Origin of the sequence: Agromyces binzhouensis (genome assembly GCF_042672355.1) — a bacterium.
In the GTDB taxonomy this organism is placed as follows: Bacteria; Actinomycetota; Actinomycetes; order Actinomycetales; family Microbacteriaceae; genus Agromyces; species Agromyces binzhouensis.
In genome coordinates this window covers 1-21094 of the sequence record NZ_JBHXVJ010000004.1, presented here as the reverse complement: position 1 = coordinate 21094, position 21094 = coordinate 1, and the positions used below count along the sequence as shown (strand labels likewise).

Sequence of the window (21094 nt, the reverse complement as noted above, 5' to 3'; positions counted from 1 at the left end):
CGCTCCCCAATCATCGACGCGCAGCGGATGCCACGGCAAGGGGTGGCGCGCCGCGACCGGGTCGTGCGACGGCGTGCGCCGCTCGGCGCCGGGCGCGGCAGCCGCCCGGGTGCGGGGCTCCAGCGCACGCTCAGCGCGCCAGCGGCACCTCGAGCAGCGTCGGTCCGGTGACGGTCGTGCCGAGCGCCTCGTCGAGCTCGCCCCGCGTCGCAGCACGGCGGTACTCCCAGCCGTACGCGCTCGCGAGCGCCGACAGGTCGACCGACTGCGGGGTGTACTGCACGCGGTCGAACGCCTCGGCCGGGGCGGATCCGGCGACCTCGAGCGCGTCGAAGATCGTGCCGCCGCCGTCGTTGCCCACGATGACGAGCACGCGCGGACGCGTCTCGCCGGTGCCGATCAGGAGCGAGCCGACGTCGTGGAGCAGCGTCAGGTCGCCGATCAGCGCGCGCGTGATGCCGGTCGCGCTCGTGCGGGCGGGCGCGGTCCCGGCGGCGTCCGCCGCAGCGGCATCCGTCTCGGCTCCGGTCTGGGCGGCACCCGGCGCCGCCGACTGGCTCGCGATCGCGATGCCGATCGCCGTCGCGACCGTGCCGTCGATGCCCGCGAGGCCGCGGTTCGCGTGCACGGCGATGCGGCGCCCCGGCACGTTGCGGTCGGCGTCGCGGATGAGGCGGGAAGCGCCGAACACGAGCCGGTCGTGCGGCCAGGTCGCCGCCCAGAGCGCCTCGACGAGCATGCGACGGTCGACCGGCTGCCGGATGCGCGCGAGCTGGTCCTTCAGGTACGCGCGCTGCGCGGCGTAGTCGCTGACGTGCCCGGTCTCGTCGACCCCGCTGCGCAGCCCGCCCGAACCGGCGTCGTCGACGCCCGCCTCGTCGCGCCGGTCGAGCAGGATCCGACTCGCCCGCACCCACCGGCCGGTCCACGCGCGCTCCTCGGCCGTCGGTTCATGCGGCTCGACCGACACGGCGCGCTCGAACCGGCCGACCGCGTGCCCCGGGTCGAACCACTCGACGCCCCACGGCGCGACCGCGATCGTCTCGACGCCGTCGCGCCGGACCAGCGCGAGCACCTCCCGCGAGAGCGTCGGGTGCCCGAACACGATCGCCCGCTCGACCTCGTCGCCGAAGCCGGGCTCGCGCAGCAGCTCGCGGTACGCGACCACGAGGTTCGGCCCGAACCGCGCGCCGCTCGTGACCTCCGCGATGAGCGGCCAGCCACCCGCACGCGCCAGTTCCTCGGCCTCCGGACCGGCGCCGGCGCCGGCGATGACGACCGTGCGCGGGCCGTGCCCGATCGCCGCGACCCGCGCGTCGCCACGCGCGGCGGCGGTGATCTCGTCGACGGATGCGGCGGCATCCGCCCCGCGCAGCGGCGGGGCGTCGAGCGACACCGCCGACGAGAGCGGCTCGCGGTACTGCAGGTTCAGGTGGACCGGACCCGGACCCGGGTGCGGCACGAGCACGCCGTCGGCGTCGACTCCGACCGCGGCCCGCACCGCGTCGCGCGCGAGGCGCGCCGCGGCATCCGCCTCACCCGCACGGCCTTCGGGGGGGGTGACGTCGCGCTCGAGGCGCACCGCGCCCGCGAAGATGCCGGGCTGCATCGTCGTCTGGTTCGAGCGGATGCCGCGCAGCTCGGCCGGCCGATCGGCGGTCGCGACGATCAACGGCACGCCCGCATGGTGCGCCTCGAGCACGGCGGGGTGCAGGTTCGCGACCGCGGTCCCGGACGTCGTCACCACCACCGCGGGCCGCCCGGTCTCGACGGCGAGCCCGAGCGCGAGGAACCCCGCGCCGCGCTCGTCGATGCGCACGTGCAGGCGGATGCCGCCGACGCGCTCCAGTTCCGACGCGGCGAGCGCGAGCGCCTGCGACCGCGAACCCGGCGCCACGACGACATCGGTCACGCCCGCGCGCACCAAGTGCGCGAGCAGCGCGATCGCGGCTGCGGTGGCGGGACTCGCGACCGACCGGCCCTCAGCCATTCGGCAGACCCGAGGGTCCGGGTTCGCCGGGGCCGTCGGTTCCGTCATTGCGTCGTCGGTCGGTGCCGAGCGGGTCATCGCCCCGCGGCCGGGCGGCCGGGCCGTCCTCGTCGGCGTCGGCATCGAGCTCGTGGTCGAGCTGCTCGAGCTCCTGCTCCAGCCGGCGGATCCGCTCCTGGTGCTCGGCGTCGGCGCGCAGGCGCCGCAGGAACTCGGGGTCGTCGTCGGGCGCATTGCTGTGGGGGTTCACACGACCCACGCGAATGGCCCGACCACGGCCGACGATGAACCAGAGCGCGGCGCCGATCACCGGCACGAGCAGGATCACGACGATCCACCACCCGCGCGGGAGACCACGGATGCGAGTGCGATCGAAGAGCGCGCAGTCCACCGCCGCGTAGATCGTGAAGACCACGGCGGCGACACCGGCGATCAACCAGAGGCGGACCATGCACCGATTCTAGGCGTGTCGCATCACGTTCGGCTGGGAGCGGGCACCCAGACTGCGCTGCCTACACTGAACGGGTGAAGGCCCTCCCCGTCTGGCTCCGCTACACGCTGCTGCGCGTGCTCCTCTTCGCCGCACCGCTGGTGGTGCTGCTGGTCGCGGGCGTCACGCCCTGGATCTCCGTGATCGTGGCCGCGCTGTTCGGATTCAGCGCGTCGCTCATCTTCCTCCGCAGGCAGCGCGAGGAGCTCGCGCAGGGTATCTACGAGGCCCGGCACCGCGAGCAGCCGGTCGTCACGGTCGACGACGAGGCCGAGGACTCGGCGGTCGACGAGGCCGAGCAGCGTCGGTCGGAGTAGCGGCGCGCCGCGGCATCCGCCGCCCCGCGGCACCCGCCCCGCGGCATCCGCCCCTCAGTACGCGAACGCCAGGCCCATGCCGACGCCGTAGGCGAGTGCGGTCACGCTCGCGAGCTGCAGGCCGATGATGAGTTCGCGCGGCGTGCGCGCCCAGCCGACGATCGCGCACGCCGGCAGCGCGGCGAGCAGCGCGAACAGCACCAGCCATGCCGGCGGGTAGAGCAGCGCCCAGAACACCGTGACGGCGAACGGCGCGAGCATGAAGACGGCGAACAGGATCCGTCCGACGAGCGGACCTACCAGCACGGCGAGCGTGCGCTTGCCGGCGATGCGGTCCTGTTCGACGTCGCGGAGGTTGTTCGCCATGAGCACCGCGCACGCGATGAGGCCGACGCCGACGCCGCCCGTCCACGACTCGAGGTTCACGCCGAGCGCCTGCACGTACGTCGAGCCCGCCGTCGCGACCAGGCCGAAGAACACGAACACGAACAGCTCGCCGAGCCCGGAGTAGCCGTAGGGGCGCTTGCCGCCCGTGTAGAACCAGGCGGCGACGATCGCCGCGGCGCCGACCGCGAGCAGCCACCACTGCTGCGTGAGGACGACGAGCGCGAGCCCCGCGACGGCCGCCAGGCCGAAGAACGCCAGCGCGACCGTGAGCACCTGCCGCGGCGTCGCGGCGCCCGACCCCACGAGCCGCGCCGGTCCGACGCGGTGCTCGTCGGTGCCGCGCACGCCGTCGGAGTAGTCGTTGGCGTAGTTCACGCCGACCTGCAGCGCGAGCGCGACGACGAGCGCGAGCACCGCGCGCCACGGATGGAACGGCTCGTCGAGGTAGCCGAGCATCACCACCCCGGCACCGGTGCCCAGCGCGACCGGCGCGATCGCGAGCGGAAGCGTCCGCAGGCGCGCACCGCCGACCCAGTCGCGGAAGGTCGCGGGGCCGCGCTGCGCGCGCGGCGCCGCCGCGGCCGCCCTGGCCGGGTTGCCGGAGCGTCCGTTCGTGCGAGGCCTCGACGGCTTGGCGGCCTGGGCCGGCTGGGCGGACGGGGTGCGAGGGGTCTTCGGGCGTGCCACCCCGACATGCTATTCCGCGCGCCTCGTCGTCGGCTCCGCCATTCCGCCGGCAGCCCGCGCGCGGATTCGCATGATGAGACGGCCGATGCGCCCCGGTCGCGCGCCGCATCGACCCGATGATCCTGCGAACGCGGCGCGGAGCCCGCGCGATCGATCGCGTCAGGCGGCGCCGGCGTCCCGGGCGAGGGCGGATGCCGCGACGCGGTCGGGCTTGCCCGAGGCGAGCCGAGGGAGCTCGTCGACCACGACGACGCGAGCGGGGCGACCGGCCGGGGGCAGCCCCGCGGCATCCGTCGCCGCACGCAGTGCCTCGAGCGCGCCCGCGGCGCGCGGCGCCGACCCGGTGCCGACGACCGCGGCGCGCTCGCCCCACTCGGGGTCGGGCACGGCGACCACGACCGCGTCGGCGAACCCGTCGACGCCGTGCACCGCGCGCTCGACCTCGCCGAGCACGACCTTGACCCCGCCCGACGTCATCACGTCGTCGGTGCGCCCGGTCACCCGCAGCCGGCCGTCGTCGCCGATCGAACCGAGGTCGCCCGTGCGGTACCAGCGCCGCCCGTCGGCATCGACCGCGAAGGCGCGTGCGGTGCGCTCGGGGTCATCGAGGTAGCCCTCGGCGAGCATGCGCCCGGCGAGCTGCACCTCGCCGTCGACGATCCGCACCTCGACGCCCGGCAGCGGCGTCCCGTCGTAGACGCATCCACCGGCGGTCTCGCTCGACCCGTACGTGCGGTGCACCCGGGCGCCGAGCGCGGTCGCGCGCTCGACGAGTCCGACGGGCGCGGCCTGGCCGCCGAGCAGGATCGCCTCGAACGACCCGAGCGCGGCGCGAACCGAGCGATCGGCGTCGGCGGCGTCGACGAGGCGGGCGAGTTGCACGGGCACGAGCGAGGTGAACCACGGCCGGTCGGGGTCGAGCGTGCGGGCCGCGTCGACGAAGCCCTCGGGCGTGAAGCCGCCCGCGGGCATGACCGCCGGCTCGGTGCCGGCGACGAGCGAACGCACGAGCACCTGCGCGCCGGCGATGTAGGTCGCGGGCAGGGCGAGCAGCCACTGTCCGTGCACGCCTCCGAACCACCGCGAGGTCGCGCCGGCGCTCGCGCGGAGCGCGGCTCCGGAGAGGCCGACCCGCTTCGGGGCATCCGTCGACCCGCTCGTCTCGATCACGAGGGCGACCTCGTCGGGGACGAGCGCCTCGATGGGGTCGTCCGGCTCGTCGTCTCCGGAGAAGGGCAGCACCGCGAGCCCGTCGAGGAGCACGGCCTCGCGCAACTGCCCCATCAGCCTCGCGACGTCGCCGACGGGAACCCTGATGAGGGGTTTCATGCGGACCCTCGACACCGGCACGTCAGGTGTCGCTGGCCGGCGCAGCGCGCCGACGCGATCAGTAGTGCCACGGGTACGGACCCCAGTCGGCTTGTCGCTTCTCCAGGAACGAGTCGCGCCCCTCGACCGCCTCGTCGGTGCCGTACGCGAGCCGCGTCGCCTCGCCCGCGAACACCTGCTGGCCCACGAGCCCGTCGTCGACGGCGTTGAACGCGAACTTCAGCATCCGGATCGCCGTCGGCGACTTCGTGAGGATGGTGCGTGCCATCGCGATCGCCTCGCGCTCGAGGTCGGCGTGCGGCACGACGCGGTTCACCGCACCCATCTCGTACGCACGATCGGCCGAGTACTCCTCGGCGAGGAAGAAGACCTCGCGCGCGAACTTCTGCCCGACCTGGCGGGCCATGTACGCCGACCCGTAGCCGGCGTCGAAGCTGCCGACGTCGGCATCCGTCTGCTTGAACCGCCCGTGCTCGCGCGAGGCGATGGTGAGGTCGCAGACGACGTGCAGCGAGTGCCCGCCGCCGGCGGCCCACCCCGGCACGACCGCGATGACGACCTTCGGCATGAAGCGGATGAGCCGCTGCACCTCGAGGATGTGCAGTCGCCCGGTCGCGGCCGCGGCGGCCGGGTCGCGGACGACCTCGCCCTCGGCCGCCGAGTACTGGTAGCCGTCGCGACCGCGGATGCGCTGGTCGCCGCCGGAGCAGAACGCCCAGCCGCCGTCCTTGGGGCTCGGCCCGTTGCCGGTGAGCAGCACGACGCCGATGCGCGGGTTCGTGCGGGCGTCCTCGAGGGCGCGGTACAGCTCGTCGACCGAGTGCGGGCGGAACGCGTTCCGCACCTCGGGGCGGTCGAACGCGATGCGCGCGATGCGACCGTCGGCCGAGTGGTGGTAGGTGATGTCGGTGAAACCGCCTTCGCCGGTTACGGATGCCGCGGCATCCACCCACACGCTCGGATCGAACAGTTCCGACACCTCGACTGCCATGGCCTCCAGCCTAGTTCGGCGCGGCCTGCGCTCCCGTTGCCGAGATGACGCGAACGGCTCGTCCGCGCACGTGCGGCAGCAGTTCCCGTCACCTCACCGCACGGCCGAGGCACGGCCGGGGTGGCAGACTCGACGCATGAGCGCCGTCGCCCTGCCGCCCCTGCACGACCTCCTCGCGACCGCTCGGGTGGTCGCACTCCCGCTCGTCACGCGCTTCCGCGGCATCGAGGTGCGCGAGGCCCTGCTGATCGAGGGCCCCGAGGGCTGGACCGAGTTCGCGCCGTTCGCCGAGTACGACGACGAGGAGGCGGCGACCTGGCTCGGCGCCGCGATCGACTTCGGCTGGAACCCGGCGCCGGCCGCGCATCGCGACCGCATCCCCGTGAACGCGACCGTGCCCGCCGTCGACGCCGATGCCGTGCCGGCCGTGCTCGAGCGGTTCCCCGGCTGCCGGACGGCGAAGGTCAAGGTCGCGGCATCCGACCAGACCCTCGATCAGGATGTCGCGCGCGTGCGCGCGGTGCGCGAGGCGATGGGCCCCGAGGGGCGCATCCGGGTCGACGCGAACGGCGGATGGAACGTCGACGAGGCCGAGCACGCCATCCACGCGCTCGCGCCGTTCGACCTCGAGTACGTCGAGCAGCCCTGCCCGAGCGTGCCCGAACTGGCCGAGATCCGCACGCGCACGAAGTACATGGGCATCCCGATCGCCGCCGACGAGAGCGTCCGCCGAGCCGACGACCCGCTCGCGGTCGCCGCGGCGGGCGCCGCGGACCTGCTCGTCGTGAAGGCCGCGCCGCTCGGAGGCATCCGTCGCGCGCTCGACGTCGCCGAGCGCGCCGGGCTGCCGATCGTCGTCTCGAGCGCGCTCGACACGAGCGTCGGACTCGCGATGGGCGCGCACCTCGCCGCGGCGCTCCCGACGCTCGACTACGACTGCGGGCTCGGCACGGCCTCGCTGCTGGCGGCGGATGTCTCACGCGACCCGCTGCTCCCGAGCGGCGGCGCGATCGACGTCCGCCGCATCGATCCAGACCCGGCACTGCTCGACCGGTACGCCGCCGACGGCGACCGCGCGGCCTGGTGGCTCGCGCGGCTCGAGCGCTGCTTCGCGGTCCTGACCGGCGTGGCGATCGAAACCCCCTGATCACGAGGCGGTTCCCGAACCATTCGAAGAACTGAGGATACCCCCGTTTCTGGGGGTATCGGCGGACAATACCGGGGAGCACCCTGAGTCCATCAACGCCGATCGCGTGCATCGTCGGATGCGACGACCCGATCGACGGTCGTTTCTACCCGAATCGAAGTGGAGCAAGGATGTTCTCGAGAACGATGACCAACATCGGCGCCGGGGTGGGCCTGGCCGCCGCGCTCACGCTGGGCAGCGGCATGGCCGCCTACGCCCACGAGTGTTTCAACCCCAATCGATCCGAGAAGGGCAACGCGGGTGCGTCCAACTCGCAGGCGTGGTTCACGGTGTACTTCGAGGAGCTCACCGTGGGCCTGGAGCCGGACGACGCGGAGTGCGTGACCGACGCGTACGCGGCCACCGGAGCGCCGATGTCGTTCACCATCCACGTCAAGGGCGCGCACGGCAACGACGGCGTCGTCGCCGGGAACAACCCGAACGAGGCGAAGGCCGCCGACGGCAAGGGGATCGACGAGATCTTCGCCGCGCACGGCGCCGACCTGTTCTCCGCGTTCGCCGGCTGCGGCGTCGACATCCCGCTCTAGCGGCCGATCGGCCCACGGCCGACGACGATGCCCGGCGCCGGGGGGGCGCCGGGCATCGTGGTGCGCGCGCGTCGGCGCCCCGGACGAACTCCCGGGCGCCGATGCGCACTGTCCGGGCGAGGCGGCGCACACCCGCCTCGCCCGGCGACCTCAGGCCCTGACCCGCGAGCGCCGCAGGCGCGGCGCAACCACGATCAGGGCTGCGGCGAGCGCGGCGACCCCGAGCAGTGCGGCGAGCGCGCCCTGCGTCGCGGTGAGGCCGAGCGGACCGACCACGGTGAGCTCCGCGACCGCCTCGGCACCGGAGGCCACGCCGATCAGCCGCACGTGGTGCCCGTCGATCTCGGTCCCCTCGGGGATCGTGACGTCGAAGGCCACCGTGCCGTCGGCACCGGCGGACTGCGCCTCGAGGAGACGCGGGGTCGACTCGAGCCACACCTGGACGAGCTCGCCCGAGTCGAAGCCGGAACCCGCGACCGCGAGCGCCGAGCCGACCTGCACCGAACCGGCGGCCAGGCGCACGACCGGAGCGTCGGACGTCGGGGCGGTGGTGGCCGCCGCCGATCCCTCGGCCGTCTGGGGCGCGGCCGCGGCCGCGCCCTTCGCCGGGCCCGTCACCTTCTGGTCGTCGACGAGCACCGCAGCCGTGCGCGCCGGGATCGTCAGCGTCCCGGTCTTCGCCTTCCACTTCGTCTCCTTGACGGTCTCGTCGATGCCGTTCTGCAGCGGCTTCGCGAGCTTGAAATCGCGGCCCGAGAGCCCGTCGACCTGCTCGGTGATCGCCTCGCCCGAGGCGTTGAACACGACCAGGGCACCCTCCAGCTCGGGGTCGACGTCGTCACCGACGAGGTCGTCGATGAGCATCACGATGAGGCCGTCCGTGGCATCCGCCCCGCCGTTCGGGAACGAGACCTTCTGCTCGATGAGCTCGGCCGAGCCCAGCTTCAGCAGGTCGACGCTCGATCGCACGCGCAGCAGGTCGAGCGCGGCCGCCTCGGCGGAGGCGATGTCCTCCGCGGTCGGCTTCAGCGCCTCGTCGCCCAGCAGTTCGGCCATGACAGGCCAATGGTCCTCGTTGTCGGCCTTCATCGGCAGGCCCGACCCGAAGGTCGACTCCTGGCCGGTCCAGTCGATCCGGTTGAACCAGTCACCCGAGTTGTAGCTGTTGCGGTCGAGCGACTTCGAGCGCAGCAGCTCGGTGCCGGCGTGCCAGAACGAGGGGCTCTGCGAGAACGTCACGGTCGCGAGCGACAGCGTGTTCATGCGGATCCGGTCGGCCATCGACGTCTCCTGCGGGAGCTTGAGCACGCCGAGGTCGAACAGCGTCTCGTTGTCGTGCGCGTCGACGTAGTTGATGACCTCCTCCGGGTGATCCGCGTAGCCGGCCGGCGAGCCGTTGTAGTCGACCTCGGCGCCCGACTTCACGACCCCGTCGGAGCCGGTGAACTCGAAGTCGCGCAGGTTGCCCGCGAGGCCGACCTTCACCAGGTCGGTCTGCTGGCCGAGGTCCCGGATGCCGTCGCGCACGGGACGGCCGTTCGGCTCGCCCGCGAGCCCGGTGCCGAAGCCCTGCTCGTACTTCGAGTCGCCCGAGACCGGGCTGCCGCCGTGCACGCCGTCCCGCAGGCGGTCGTTGAACGTCGCGATCCCGGTGCCGCCGAGCTGACCCTGGGAGGCCTGCTCGAACCGGGCGTTGTTCGCGACCTCGCCGAAGTTCCAGCCTTCGCCGTAGAGGAACACCTTCGAGCCGTCGACGCCGTCCTCGGCGAGCGTGAGCTCGTCGAGCGCCTCGCGGATGGCGAGCATGTTCGCCTTCGAGTGGTGGCCCATCAGGTCGAACCGGAACCCGTCGACCTTGTACTCCCTCGCCCAGAGCACGGTCGAGTCGACCATGAGCTTCTCGGCGACGGCGTGCTCGGTCGCGACGTTCTGGCAGCACGTCGAGGTCTCGACGCCGCCGGTCGCGTTCAGGCGGTGGTAGTAGCCGGGCACGACCCTGTCGAGCACCGACTTCTCGCCCTGGCCCGACTGGGCGGTGTGGTTGTACACCTCGTCGAGCACGACCTGCAGGCCGGTGGCGTGCAGGGCGCCGACCATCTCGCGGAACTCCGCGACGCGAGCGCCGCCCTCGGGGTCGACCGCGTAGGAGCCCTCGGGCGCCTGGAAGTGGTACGGGTCGTAGCCCCAGTTGAACCCGTCGAGGTCGCGGATCGCCTCGATGCAGGCCTGCTGCTCCTCCGACGCCGGGCCGAAGGTCTCGAGGTCGCAGTCGGGGGTCGCCTGCTGGTCGCGGCGCTCCTCGATGGTCGCGATGTCGAATGTCGGCAGCAGGTGCACCGTGTTGATGCCCGCGGCCGCGAGCTCGCGGAGCTGCGCGGTGCCCGCGCTGTTGCGGGTGAACGCACGGTAGGTGCCGCGCTCGTCCTCGGGCACGGTCTCATCCGTGATCGAGAAGTCGCGCACGTGCAGCTCGGTGATCGCGCGGTCGACCTGGCGCTCGACGAGCGGCGCAGGCGTCTCGGCCCACAGCTCGGGAGCGAGTGCCGGGTCGTCGAGGTCGACCACCACGGTGCGCGCCGAGTTCACGGTGAGCGCCGCCGAGTAGGGGTCGGTCACCGAGTTCTCCTCGACCTCGCCGGTCGTCGGCGCGTAGACCTCGATGAGCCAGCGGTACTCGTCACCGGCGTCGACGCCCTCGGCCACCGACCACGCACCGGATGCCGCGTCGAACGTCGCCGGCAGCACCTGCGGGTCGCCGGTCGAGCCGGTGTCCCACACCTGGGCCGAGACCGACTTCGCGGTCGGCGCCCAGACGGAGAGCGTCGGTGCGCCGTCGTCGAACGAGGCACCGAGCGCAGCGGATGCCACGGCGTCGGCGTACAGGTCGTCGAGCACGCCCGGCAGCTGCACGCCGGTCATCGCGGTGAGCGCGTCGCCGCTGCGCTGCGCGACCTGCAGCTCGCCGGTGACGAGCTCGGCGATCGCGTCGCGGTCGAGGCCGACCGGGCGGAGCGCCACGTAGCTCGCCAGGTGGGGGAAGGTCGCGGCGAGCTCATCGCCGATACCGCCCGACTGGAACTCGAGCTCGACCGACTGGTCGGCGCCGGTCACGGCGCTGCCGGCGGTGCCGAGCCCGCCGTCGGCCGCGAACTCGAGCGTGTACGCCAGGTCGGCCGCGTTCCCGCCGCCGAGCAGCGACGCGGGCCACGCGAGCGTCTCGGCGTCGAGCCAGTACGCGCGCTGCTGGCCGATGCCGGCGAGCGGCGGATCGGCGACGACGACCTCGAGCACGTGCGTCTCGAGCGTGTAGCGGAACGTGACGAACTCGCCGTCGGTCGCGACGACGAACTGGATGTTGCCGCCGTTGCGGACCCCGTCGACGCCGTAGTTCTCATCCCACGAGAGGCCGTGGGCGACCTTCACCTCGTAGGAACCGGCGGGCAGGCCGTCGGTGGAGAACTCGTGGACGCCGTCCTTGTCGCCGTCCTGCGCGAAGGTGACCATGCAGTCGGGCTGCCAGTCGCCGGGGCAGCCGAGCTCGGACTGCAGGCTGCCGGGCAGCGTCACGATGGGGCCCTCGGCAGTCGACGAGAACACGTTCGTGCGCGGGTCCCAGTAGAACGTGACCGGGCCGCCCTCGGTCGTGTAGGTGACGTTCGGGCCGTCCTGCACGCCGTTCGCGCCGTAGTTCAGCGCCCAGCTGCCGTTGATCGCGACCTTGTACTCGTAGGTGCCGGCGGGCACCTCGAACGTGCCGGCGTAGATGCCGTCGGCGCGCTTGGTGAGCTTCGCGGCCTCGCAGCCGGGCTGCCAGTCGCCCGGGCAGCCCATCTCCGAGTTGTGGCTGCCGGGCACGGTGACCAGGCCGATCTCGGGCTCGGGCTCCTCCTCGACGACGAGGTTCACGGCATTGCCGACCGAGGCGTAGGTCGAGGCGGCGGCGCGGTTGCCCGCGGCATCCGTCGACACGGCCCGGTACTCGATCAGCGTGCCGTTCGCGAGGCCCGCGGTGTCGTGGAAGACGCGCGGCGTGGTGTCCTCGGCGGTGCCGAGCGGCGTCCACTCGGCGGAGCCGGCGACGCGCCAGGCGAAGCTCGTCTCCTGCCAGGTGCTGTCGGCGACGTCGGCCGAGACCGGCGTGACACCGGTGACGCCGGCGCCCGCAACGGGCACGTCGACGGCGATCGCAGATGCGGCCTCGGGGGCGGTCACCTGCCGGTCGGCCTTCCACACCACGGCTCCTAGCGCCGGCACGGTGACGGATGCCACGCCGTCGGCGTTGGCAGTCAGCGCGGATGCGTCGCCGTAGAGCACCTCGAACGCGCCATCCGCCGTCAGCGTCGGCACGTCGACGGTCTTCGACTCGTTCGCGTTGTTGACGGCGACCAGGTACTCGACCTTCTCGTCGCGGTCGACGCGGCTGAACGCGTAGACGCCCGCGCCGTCGGTGACGAACCGCTCGACCTGCGCGCCCTGCTCGAGCGCCGGGTGCGCCTCGCGCAGCTCGGCGAGTGCGGCGATGTGCGTGTAGAGCGGCGCGCCCGTGTCGTAGCGGTCGACGCTGCCGGCGTTCTCGCCGGTGACGAGCGGCTGGTTCACGTACTCGTCGACCTGGCTCGCGAAGAGCGTCTGGCGTGCGTCCTTGTCGCCGCCGGTGCCCGCGAACCCCTGCTCGTCGCCGTAGTACACGACCGGCTGGCCGCGCGTGAGGTACATGAGCTCGTGGGCCAGTTCGTCGCGCTGCACCGCGGTGTCACCCGAGTTGGCGAGGAAGTAGCCGATGCGGCCCATGTCGTGGTTGCCGAGGAAGGTCGGCAACGCGGTCGCCGAGGAGTCGGGCGTCGTGTAGTAGTCGTCGCCGGCGAACAGCGACTGCAGGTTCTTCGCCGAGTTGCCGGCGGCGAACGACACGGCCTGCGACTGGAAGGTGAAGTCGAGCACCGAGTTCATGTCGCTGTTGCGCACGTACGGCGAGAGCTTGACCGGGTCGGCGTCGTAGACCTCGCCGAACATGAAGAAGTCGGGCTTGCCCTGCGCGTGCGCGTAGTCGAGCACCTCGGTCGACCAGGTCTCCCAGAACTCGAAGTTCACGTGCTTGGCGGTGTCGATGCGGAACCCGTCGATGCCGAGGTCGACCCAGTCCTGGTAGACCTGCACGAACCCGTCCACGACGGTCGGGTCCTCGGTCATGAGGTCGTCGAGGCCGACGAAGTCGCCGAAGGTGACCGACTCGCCCGCCCAGGTCGAGTCGCCGCGGTTGTGGTAGACGGTCGGGTCGTTCAGCCACGCCGGCACCTTGACGTCGGCCTCCTCGGCCGAGATGGTCGGCGTGTAGGGGAAGCTCGTCTCCGGGTCGAGGTCGGGGAAGTCGGGGCTGCCCGCGATCGCGCTCGGGTCGAACACCTCGCCCGCGGCGTCGCGGTACGGGCTCGTGGCCTTGTCGATGTAGGAGTACTGGCCCTCCTCGTACGAGATCACGTCGGCCGTGTGGTTCGTGATGATGTCGAAGTAGACCTTGATGCCCTTGGCGTGCGCCTCGGCGATCAGTGCCTCGAGCTCGGCGTTGGTGCCGAGGTGCGGGTCGATCTGCGTGAAGTCGGTGATCCAGTAGCCGTGGTACCCGGCGCTCGCGTCGTCGCCCTCGCCCTGCACGGGCTTGTTCTTGAAGCTCGGGGTGAACCAGATCGCGCTCGTCCCGAGGCCCTCGATGTAGTCGAGGTTGTCGCGGATGCCCTGGATGTCGCCGCCGTGGTAGAAGCCCTTGTCGGTGGGGTCGAACCCGTGGTCGAGGCGGTCGCCCGCGATGCCGGCGGTGTCGTTCGACGGGTCGCCGTTGGCGAACCGGTCGGTCATCACGAAGTAGAAGTTCTCGGCGCTGCCCGGCTGGCGCACGGGCGGCAGGACGAGCGCGGCATCCGTCGCCTCGTCGTAGGGGCCGCGCACGTCGAGCAGTTCGAGGCCGACGCGCTTCTGGGTGTCGTCGAAGACCACGCGCACGTCGGCGTCGCCCGCGACGGTCAGCGGGATGTTGTCGCCGCCGCCGTTCAGGCCCCAGCTCGCATCCCAGGAGTCGTTCGCGGCGACCTTGTACTCGTACGTACCCGCCGGCAGGGTGAAGTCGGCGGCGTAGACGCCGGCCGTATCGGTCGGGAGCAGTTCGGTGTCCGCGCACGCGGGCTGCCAGTCCTCCGAACACCCCAGCTCGGTCTGCAGCGAGCCGACGAGGGCGAACGTATCGCCCTCCTCGGCCGCGGCCCCGATCGGTACGACGGCGAGAACGGATGCCGCGACGGCGCCCGTCACCCCCAAAGCCAGCAAGCTGCGAGCACGCGCCCGTTGCGTCATCCTTGACTCCCGATTCCGGCACGACGACGTGCCAACTGACATTGAGCGCGACCTTACCGGCTGGCGAGGCAAGATTGCAAGCGCTTGCATTAACTCGACGCGAGGCCATGAGACCGCGCGATCATCCGCCCCCATCCGCGCCGGGTGTCCTGCAGGCCGACGGGATTCCGCATGGATCCTGGTCTGGTCGTGCGCGACATCATCGTGCGCCGGGAGCATTCACCCACGCCCGAGACGTTCACCCGCGTGGTTCCATCGACGGGCTCGCACGGACGCTCCGCAAGCGCTTGCGCAGCGCCTCGGAGCAAGGGCACCGGCGGACGCCACGGGACTGCCACGCCCTCGCCGCACCGTGGCAGAGGGGCTACAGTCGGTCCCAGGAGCACCGATGTCCGGGTTTCTCGTACTGGGTGGACTCACCGTCACCGCCGAGGGGCGTGAGGTGGCCGTGGGCGGGTCGCGCCAGCGCCGCCTGCTCGCCGTGCTGCTCATGCACCACGGAACGATCGTCTCCGCCGACCGATTGATCGAGGTCGTGTTCTCGAGCGCACCGCCCCCGGCGGCCGCCACGACCCTGCGCAGCTACATTGCTCGCCTGCGTCGCGTGTTGGACGTCTCCGGCGGCGCGAGCATCATCACGCGGGCACCGGGCTATGCCCTCCACCTGGATGACGACGAGACGCTCGACGCTGCGCGCTTCGAGCGTCTCGTGCATGCGGCATCGGCGATGCTCGATCGCGAGGGGGCCGATCGTGCGGCCCAGGCGTGCCGAGAGGCGCTCGCCCTGTGGCGCGGCGACCCGTACGCGGAATTCGCCGACGAGGACTGGGCGCATCCCGAAGCCCAGCGCCTTCGGGAACTCCACTTTGTCGCGTGGGAGCGGCTCGTCGACGCGGAGTTGGCGTGCGGGCGAGCGAGCGAGATCCTCGCTCGCCTCGAGGCGCTCGTGGCCGAATCCCCGCTCCGCGAATCGTTCCGGGTGCAACTCGTGATCGCCTTGCACCGATCGGGGCGCCAAGCCGACGCTCTCGAGTCGGTGCGCGTCTACCGTGCACTGCTGGCCGATGAGCTCGGACTGGATCCCTCGCCGGCGCTCGCGGAGCTCGAGCACCAGGTGCTCACGCACGACCCGACCCTCTCGCGGTCCGCGGACGTCGGCGAGCGCATCCGCGGCTACCGGTTGGACCAACGCCTCGGCGCAGGGCCGCGAGGTGTCGTCCATTCGGCACACGCCGACGGCGACGATCGCGATCTCGTGATCCGCGCCCTGCCCGTCGACGTGGCGAACGCCCCCTGGTTCGTCCAGTCGTTCGAACACGCCGCCCGGCGCGTGTCCGCGCTGCGGCATCCGGCCGTCGTCCCCCTCCTCGACCATTGGCGTGATCCCGGCGGCGCCTACCTCGTGACGCCCCGGCTGCCCGGCGGAAGCCTGGCCGATCGACTGGCGCGCGGCCCGCTGGCGACCTCCGCTCTCCGGTCGCTCGTGGAGCGCGTCGGCGGAGCGCTCGCAATGGCGCACGCCGCAGGGGCGATGCACGGGGGCATCACCGCGGAGAGAGTGCTGTTCGATCACCGAGGCGATCCGAACCTGGACGGATTCGACGTGGGAACGGCTCGGCCGGCGCCACGTCCCGCAGACGATGTCCGAGCGATGGCGAACCTCGTGGGGAAGTGCCTGCTCGACGCAACACCCGGGATCCGGACGATCCTCGACCGGGCCGCGATGGGCGGCCCGCCGATGGACGAGTTCATCCGCGAACTCCTGATCGCGCTCGACGGCGTCCCAGCGGAGCCCCGCATGGACAACCCCTACAAGGGGTTGCGCCCCTTCGATGAGGCGGATGCAGCCGACTTCTTCGGGCGCGGCGCACTCGTCGATGCGCTCGTGGCCCGCTTGAGTCGCCGGCGGCTCGTCGTGGTGCTCGGGGGCTCGGGGTCCGGCAAGACGAGCCTTGTCGGGGCGGGCCTGCTGCCCCGAGTGAGAGCGGGGATCATCCATGGGTCGTCGCAATGGTTCGTCACGACGATGCGGCCCGGCCCCCGGCCGCTCCGATCGCTCGCCGAGGCGCTGCGCCATGTGGCCGTGGCAGAGGTGCACGGCCTCGTCCGGCGCATCGCCGACGACCCGTCCGCGCTCGATGGTGCGATCCGCGATCTCACCCCTGACGGAGCACAGGTGCTCCTCGTGATCGACCAGTTCGAAGAGCTGTTCACACTCGCCGATGCCGACGAGCGTCGGGCGCTCCTGGACGCGCTCGTCGATGCACTGCGCGCACCCGACGCGCGCCTCCGCGTGGTGGCGACACTTCGGGCGGACTTCTCCGACCGGGCGCTTGCGGTCCCCCGGTTCGCTGCCCTCATGCAGGATGGCGCGGTCCTCGTGCCCGCGATGACCGCGGCCGAGTTGGAGTCCGCGATCACCGGGCCGGCCGCGCGCGCGTCGCTCGCCGTCGAACCGCCGCTCGTGGCCGAGGTCGTGAGCGCTGTGGTCGACCGGCCGGCCGCGCTGCCCGCCCTGCAGTTCACACTCCAGGACCTGGCGGAACGGACCGCGGACACCCTGACGCTCGCGGCGTACCGGGAGCTCGGCGGGGTCGGTGGCGCGATCGCTGCGCGGGCCGACGGGCTGTTCCGCGCATTGCCCGACGAGAGCAGGGCGGTGGCGCGCGCGCTGTTCGAGCGGCTCGTCACGCTGACCCCTGAGGGTGAGCCGACGCGCCGGCGGCAGACTCGCGCCGAGCTCGCCGATCGCGACGACGGAGGTGAGATGGATCGCGCGATCGATCGCTGGGCGGATGCCCGACTTCTCGCCCTCGACCGCGACCCGCACACGCGTGCGCCGACCGTGGAGATCGCCCACGAGGCGCTGCTGTCGGCGTGGCCGCGCCTGCGAGACTGGATCCGCGAGGACCGGGCGATCCTCGTTTCACTCGGCCGACTGCGCGACGCCGCAGCCGAGTGGGAGGGGTTCGGTCGGGATCCGGGTGCGCTCTATCGCGGTGCGCGACTCGAGCTCGCCCTGGAATCCGCCACCGCGCATCCCGAGACGCTGGGTGTCCCGGAGCGGGCCTACCTCGATGCCGCGCGCGAGGCACGCGACCGGGAACGTGCGGCCGACGCCGCACGCGCTCGGGAAGGCGCCCGCACCACGCGGCGTCTTCGACTGCAGCTCGCGGTGATGGTGGTCGCGCTGATCGGAGCATTCGTCGGAGGGTTCGTCGCCGTCGCCCAACGCGGGGGCGCCGAGAACGCGCGCATCGTCGCGACCTCGCTCGCGTTCGCCGCTGCCTCCGACGCCGTGCTCGCCGACGACGCGGAACTGGCGACGCTGCTGTCGCTCGCTGCGGTCGACGCCCCCATGGACCTCGGCGTACCGGTGCCCCGGGCCGCCCAGGAGTCGCTGCACCGGGCAGTCACCGCATCCCGCGTGCTGCAGACCGTGACCGGGAGCGGCGGAGCCCTCGACTGGAGTCCCGCGGGTGACTCGTTCGCCACGGACGGCCCCGGGCGTTCGGGGATCCTGATGCTGCACGACGCGACGTCCGGTGCCGTCACGAGGGGCGTGCAGGCGCACGACGGTGCGATCGACGAGATCGAGTACAGCCGGGATGGCTCGCGGCTCGCGACCGCCGGCATCGACGGCGCAGTGCGTGTGTGGGACGCGTCCTCGGGGACCCTGGCCTTGGTGCGAACGGTCCAGAACGGCTCCGAGGCGGCAGCATCCGCGACTGGGATGTCGGTCAGCCCCGACGGGAGCCGGATCGCCTTCGTCCGGCCCGACGGTGTCCTGCGCGTCACGGATGTCGTCACCGGCGACGTCGCGCTCGCGGTCCCAGCGCCCGTCGGGCCGACGTCCTTCAGCCCCGATGGCGCGTTCGTCGCCGTCGGCGGCGAGCACGTCGAATCACCGTCCGTCACGGTCTTCGAGATCGACACGGCGGCCCGCCGATTCGAGTCCGGGCCTATCGACGACCCGATCCTCACGGACATCGCGTGGAGCCCCGATGGACGCTGGATCGCCACCGCGCACGGCGATGCGACTGTCCGCATCTGGGATGCCGAGACCGGCGAGCGCCTCTACACGGTCAGCGACCACAGCGATCGAGTCACCTGCATCGACTGGGCCGCGACGGGTGGCGTGCTCGTCTCGGCGAGTGACGACGGGACGGCGATGCTCACGGCGATCACGCCGAACGGCATTCGGCACTTGCAGACGTACGCCGCCCGTGGCACGCGGGCCGGGCTGGACGGGGCGGCGGTGTCGCCCGACGGCACGCGAGTGGTGACGGGCGACACCGCCGCCACGAGTGTCCGCATCTGGGACGCCGGCACCGCAGGGGGCGAATGGACGAGCATTCCGAGCATTCGGCCTTCGGGCTCCGGGGAGCGTGCAGTCGTGTTCCTCGCGGACAGTCGCCGGCTCGCCGTGGTCGATCCGTCCGGCCGTGTGGTGGTCACGAACACCGAGACCGGACGGCACATCGGGGAATTGGACACCCGTCTGCCGGGCCGCCAGGACCCGGGTGTCGTCCACCTCGACGTCAGCACCGAAGGAGCTCGCGTCGCTGCTGGCAGCCGGCTCGGACTGCTGGCACTTTCCGACCTGGGCGCCCGCGGGCTCTTCACGGCCGACACGACGTCTCACGAAGGCCGGGATGCTGTGTTGTCGAGCATCGACCTGAGCGACGACGGCGACTACGTGGCGGTCGCCGTCACCGGTGATCACGACTCGGTCTCGGTCTACGACGCATCGGGCGACGTCGTGCTCACCCTTCCCGCCGAGCCCGGCGGCTCGTTCGGCAACGTGAGCTTGAGCGCACGGGCTCGGCTGGTCGCAGCCGCGCGCGTGCCTGCCGTCGGCCACGATCCTTCCCAGATGGCAGTGCTGATCTGGGACCGCGCGTCCGGGGACCTCGTCCAGGAGATCCGGACACCGGCCGATCGCGTCGCCTTCGACCCCAGCGGAGATCGGATCGCCACGATCACGGTGACGGGGGCGGATGTCACGGTCTGGGACGTCCGGTCGGGTGCACGAATCGTGTCACTCGAGGCGGACGCGGCGTTCGAGGATCTCGCCTTCAGTAGCGACGGTGGTTCCATCGTCTCGGGACATCGCGACGGCACGATCCGTCTCTGGGATGCCCGGAACGGCGTCGAGCACCTCGCCGTCGGCGGCGGCGGCGGGCCCGTCGCGCAAGTCGCGCTCAGCCCCGACGGCTCGAAGGCAGCGTCGGCGGGCGAAGACGGAGTCGTCAAGGTCTGGGCGCTCGACGTGGACGACCTCGTCGTTCTCGCGCGTCAGCGTCTCACGCGCGGCTTCACCGACGACGAGTGCCGGCGGTACTTCGACCGCCCGACCTGCGGCTGATGCCAACGTGGTGCAACGCGTCCGCCACGCCGCTGCCACACGCGCGCGCGACCCTTCGGGTATCAGCTGCATCGCGCGGCCGGAGCAAAGGAGCCGTCATGGACACCTCAGTACACGAGTCCGCAGTCCAGGACGTGGACGTCCAGCGGGAGCGCGTCGGAACCGAAGCGGGAGCTCGCCGCAGTCGCCGTGCCGGCCCCATCCTCGGATGGGTCGCCGCCGGGGCTGCCTTGCTGGCCACCGGATACCTGCTCGGCGCGACGCTCTCGCCGCAACGGAGCGGGGACGGCCCCGTCGCCGTCGACTCTGCCGAGGCCCCTGGCGGTTCGACGCTGCCCGAGGTGATGAGCGTCCGAGGTGTCGAGTACGGCAACTCGCAGGGCAACGTCGACTACAGCGCGGCCGAGTTCCTGCCCAGCGGCCGACACATCGCGATCATCGAGATCGACGGCGCGGTGTCGACATATGAGATCGCGACCGGAGTCCAGGTATCGACGATTCCCGCACCCGTGGGCATCGGTCGGCTCGAGACGGGTCATCTCTCCCTCGGGCGCGAAGGCGCGTTCACCGCGACGGCGAGTTGGAAGGGTCAGGAACATCTCTTCCGAACGACGACGGGCGAGGCGCTGTTCTCGACGCCGGCACTCGAAGAGGGATGGATCTGGGGCATGGACCTGAGCACGGACGGGGAACGTCTCGCCACCGTCGTCCAGGGCGATGATCCGCGCATCGAGATCCGAGCTACGTCGGGCGAGGTGATCGCGAACTACCCCGCGCCCGATGGCACGCAGTACGTAGCCGTCGCCTTCAGCCCCGATGCGAGCCTGCTCGCCGCCACGCGCGTCCTCGACCACGACGCGGAACCGGCCGAGGATGGCCCCGCAGCGTCCGAGGTCGTCGTCTGGGACGCCGCGACGGGCGCGCAGCGCCAGGTCATGGTGACGCCGGCGATCAAGGCCGAGTTCGATGCGGCCGGTGAGCGCGTCATCGCGACCGACCCCGAACTGCCGGAGGCAACGGTGTGGGACGTTCGCACCGGAGAACGACTCATGACGCTCTCGGCGGACTCCCCGTTCGAGACGGCGTGGTTCGCGCCCGACGGATCCGCGATCGTCACCGGGCACTCGGATGGCACCATCGCGATGTGGGATGCCGAGAGCGGCGCGGAGCAGCTCTCGATCCCCGGGGACGGGCTCCAGCGCATCGCGCACGTCCGGATCAGCCCCGACGGGCGCTACCTCGCGGCGGTCCAGAACAACGGCATCGTGCATGTCCACAGTCTCCGCGGGTGACACCGATCTGTGGGGTGGGTGTTAAATGCAGAAGAGCCACCCTGTTCGGGGTGGCTCTTCTGGAATGTGTGTCCGGCGGTGTCCTACTCTCCCACAGGGTCGCCCCTGCAGTACCATCGGCGCTGCGAGTCTTAGCTTCCGGGTTCGGAATGTGTCCGGGCGTT

11 protein-coding genes and 1 rRNA gene are annotated in these 21094 nt (G+C 72.1%); 5 read left to right on the top strand and 7 right to left on the bottom strand.

The window, feature by feature from the left end; all coding sequences use genetic code 11:
• Window positions 1-130 precede the first annotated feature (130 nt).
• The gene (gene menD / locus ACFVHK_RS07900) at window positions 131-1990 is read right to left on the bottom strand and encodes a 2-succinyl-5-enolpyruvyl-6-hydroxy-3-cyclohexene-1-carboxylic-acid synthase (protein ID WP_376928336.1); all 1860 of its coding nucleotides are present in this window, start codon (window positions 1988-1990) and stop codon (window positions 131-133) included.
• A complete protein-coding gene (locus ACFVHK_RS07895; protein ID WP_129235855.1) occupies window positions 1983-2441 on the bottom strand; it encodes a PLD nuclease N-terminal domain-containing protein in 459 nt (152 codons plus the stop codon). The genes menD and ACFVHK_RS07895 overlap by 8 nt, the downstream gene beginning before the upstream one ends.
• A 74-nt stretch (window positions 2442-2515) precedes the next feature.
• Here ACFVHK_RS07895 and ACFVHK_RS07890 point away from each other — a divergent pair, with 74 nt between their 5' ends.
• Window positions 2516-2797, top strand: a complete 282-nt coding sequence (locus tag ACFVHK_RS07890; protein WP_129235856.1) for a DUF4229 domain-containing protein — start codon at window positions 2516-2518, stop codon at window positions 2795-2797.
• Window positions 2798-2851: 54 nt separating this feature from the next.
• Here the strand turns inward: ACFVHK_RS07890 and ACFVHK_RS07885 are convergent, their stop codons facing one another.
• The 3 genes from ACFVHK_RS07885 to ACFVHK_RS07875 form a co-directional block, all read right to left on the bottom strand.
• Window positions 2852-3871, bottom strand: coding sequence for a 1,4-dihydroxy-2-naphthoate polyprenyltransferase (locus ACFVHK_RS07885; protein WP_376928335.1), 1020 nt, complete (start codon window positions 3869-3871; stop codon window positions 2852-2854).
• A 159-nt stretch (window positions 3872-4030) separates the two neighbouring features.
• Window positions 4031-5200, bottom strand: a complete 1170-nt coding sequence (locus ACFVHK_RS07880) for an AMP-binding protein (protein ID WP_376928334.1) — start codon at window positions 5198-5200, stop codon at window positions 4031-4033.
• Window positions 5201-5258: 58 nt separating this feature from the next.
• Window positions 5259-6191, bottom strand: coding sequence for a 1,4-dihydroxy-2-naphthoyl-CoA synthase (locus tag ACFVHK_RS07875; protein ID WP_376928333.1), 933 nt, complete (start codon window positions 6189-6191; stop codon window positions 5259-5261).
• 136 nt (window positions 6192-6327) lie between these two features.
• Here ACFVHK_RS07875 and ACFVHK_RS07870 point away from each other — a divergent pair, with 136 nt between their 5' ends.
• Both ACFVHK_RS07870 and ACFVHK_RS07865 read left to right on the top strand, forming a co-directional pair.
• Window positions 6328-7338: an o-succinylbenzoate synthase gene (locus ACFVHK_RS07870; protein WP_376928332.1), complete on the top strand. Its 1011-nt coding sequence runs from the start codon at window positions 6328-6330 to the stop codon at window positions 7336-7338.
• A gap of 185 nt (window positions 7339-7523) precedes the next feature.
• Window positions 7524-7925: a hypothetical protein gene (locus ACFVHK_RS07865; RefSeq protein WP_376928331.1), complete on the top strand. Its 402-nt coding sequence runs from the start codon at window positions 7524-7526 to the stop codon at window positions 7923-7925.
• Window positions 7926-8075: 150 nt separating this feature from the next.
• On the opposite strand, the gene pulA is transcribed toward ACFVHK_RS07865, so the two are convergent.
• Window positions 8076-14270 carry a pullulanase-type alpha-1,6-glucosidase gene (gene pulA / locus ACFVHK_RS07860; protein WP_449224250.1) on the bottom strand — a complete coding sequence of 2065 codons (6195 nt, stop codon included), beginning with the start codon at window positions 14268-14270 and terminating at the stop codon, window positions 8076-8078.
• A 388-nt stretch (window positions 14271-14658) separates the two neighbouring features.
• Here pulA and ACFVHK_RS07855 point away from each other — a divergent pair, with 388 nt between their 5' ends.
• Both ACFVHK_RS07855 and ACFVHK_RS07850 read left to right on the top strand, forming a co-directional pair.
• A complete protein-coding gene (locus ACFVHK_RS07855; RefSeq protein WP_376928329.1) occupies window positions 14659-19638 on the top strand; it encodes an nSTAND1 domain-containing NTPase in 4980 nt (1659 codons plus the stop codon).
• Window positions 19639-19736: 98 nt separating this feature from the next.
• Complete coding sequence (locus ACFVHK_RS07850; protein WP_376928328.1) at window positions 19737-20930, top strand: WD40 repeat domain-containing protein; 1194 nt, start codon at window positions 19737-19739, stop codon at window positions 20928-20930.
• A gap of 70 nt (window positions 20931-21000) precedes the next feature.
• On the opposite strand, the gene rrf is transcribed toward ACFVHK_RS07850, so the two are convergent.
• Window positions 21001-21094 (bottom strand): 5S ribosomal RNA (gene rrf / locus ACFVHK_RS07845); the annotation flags it as partial.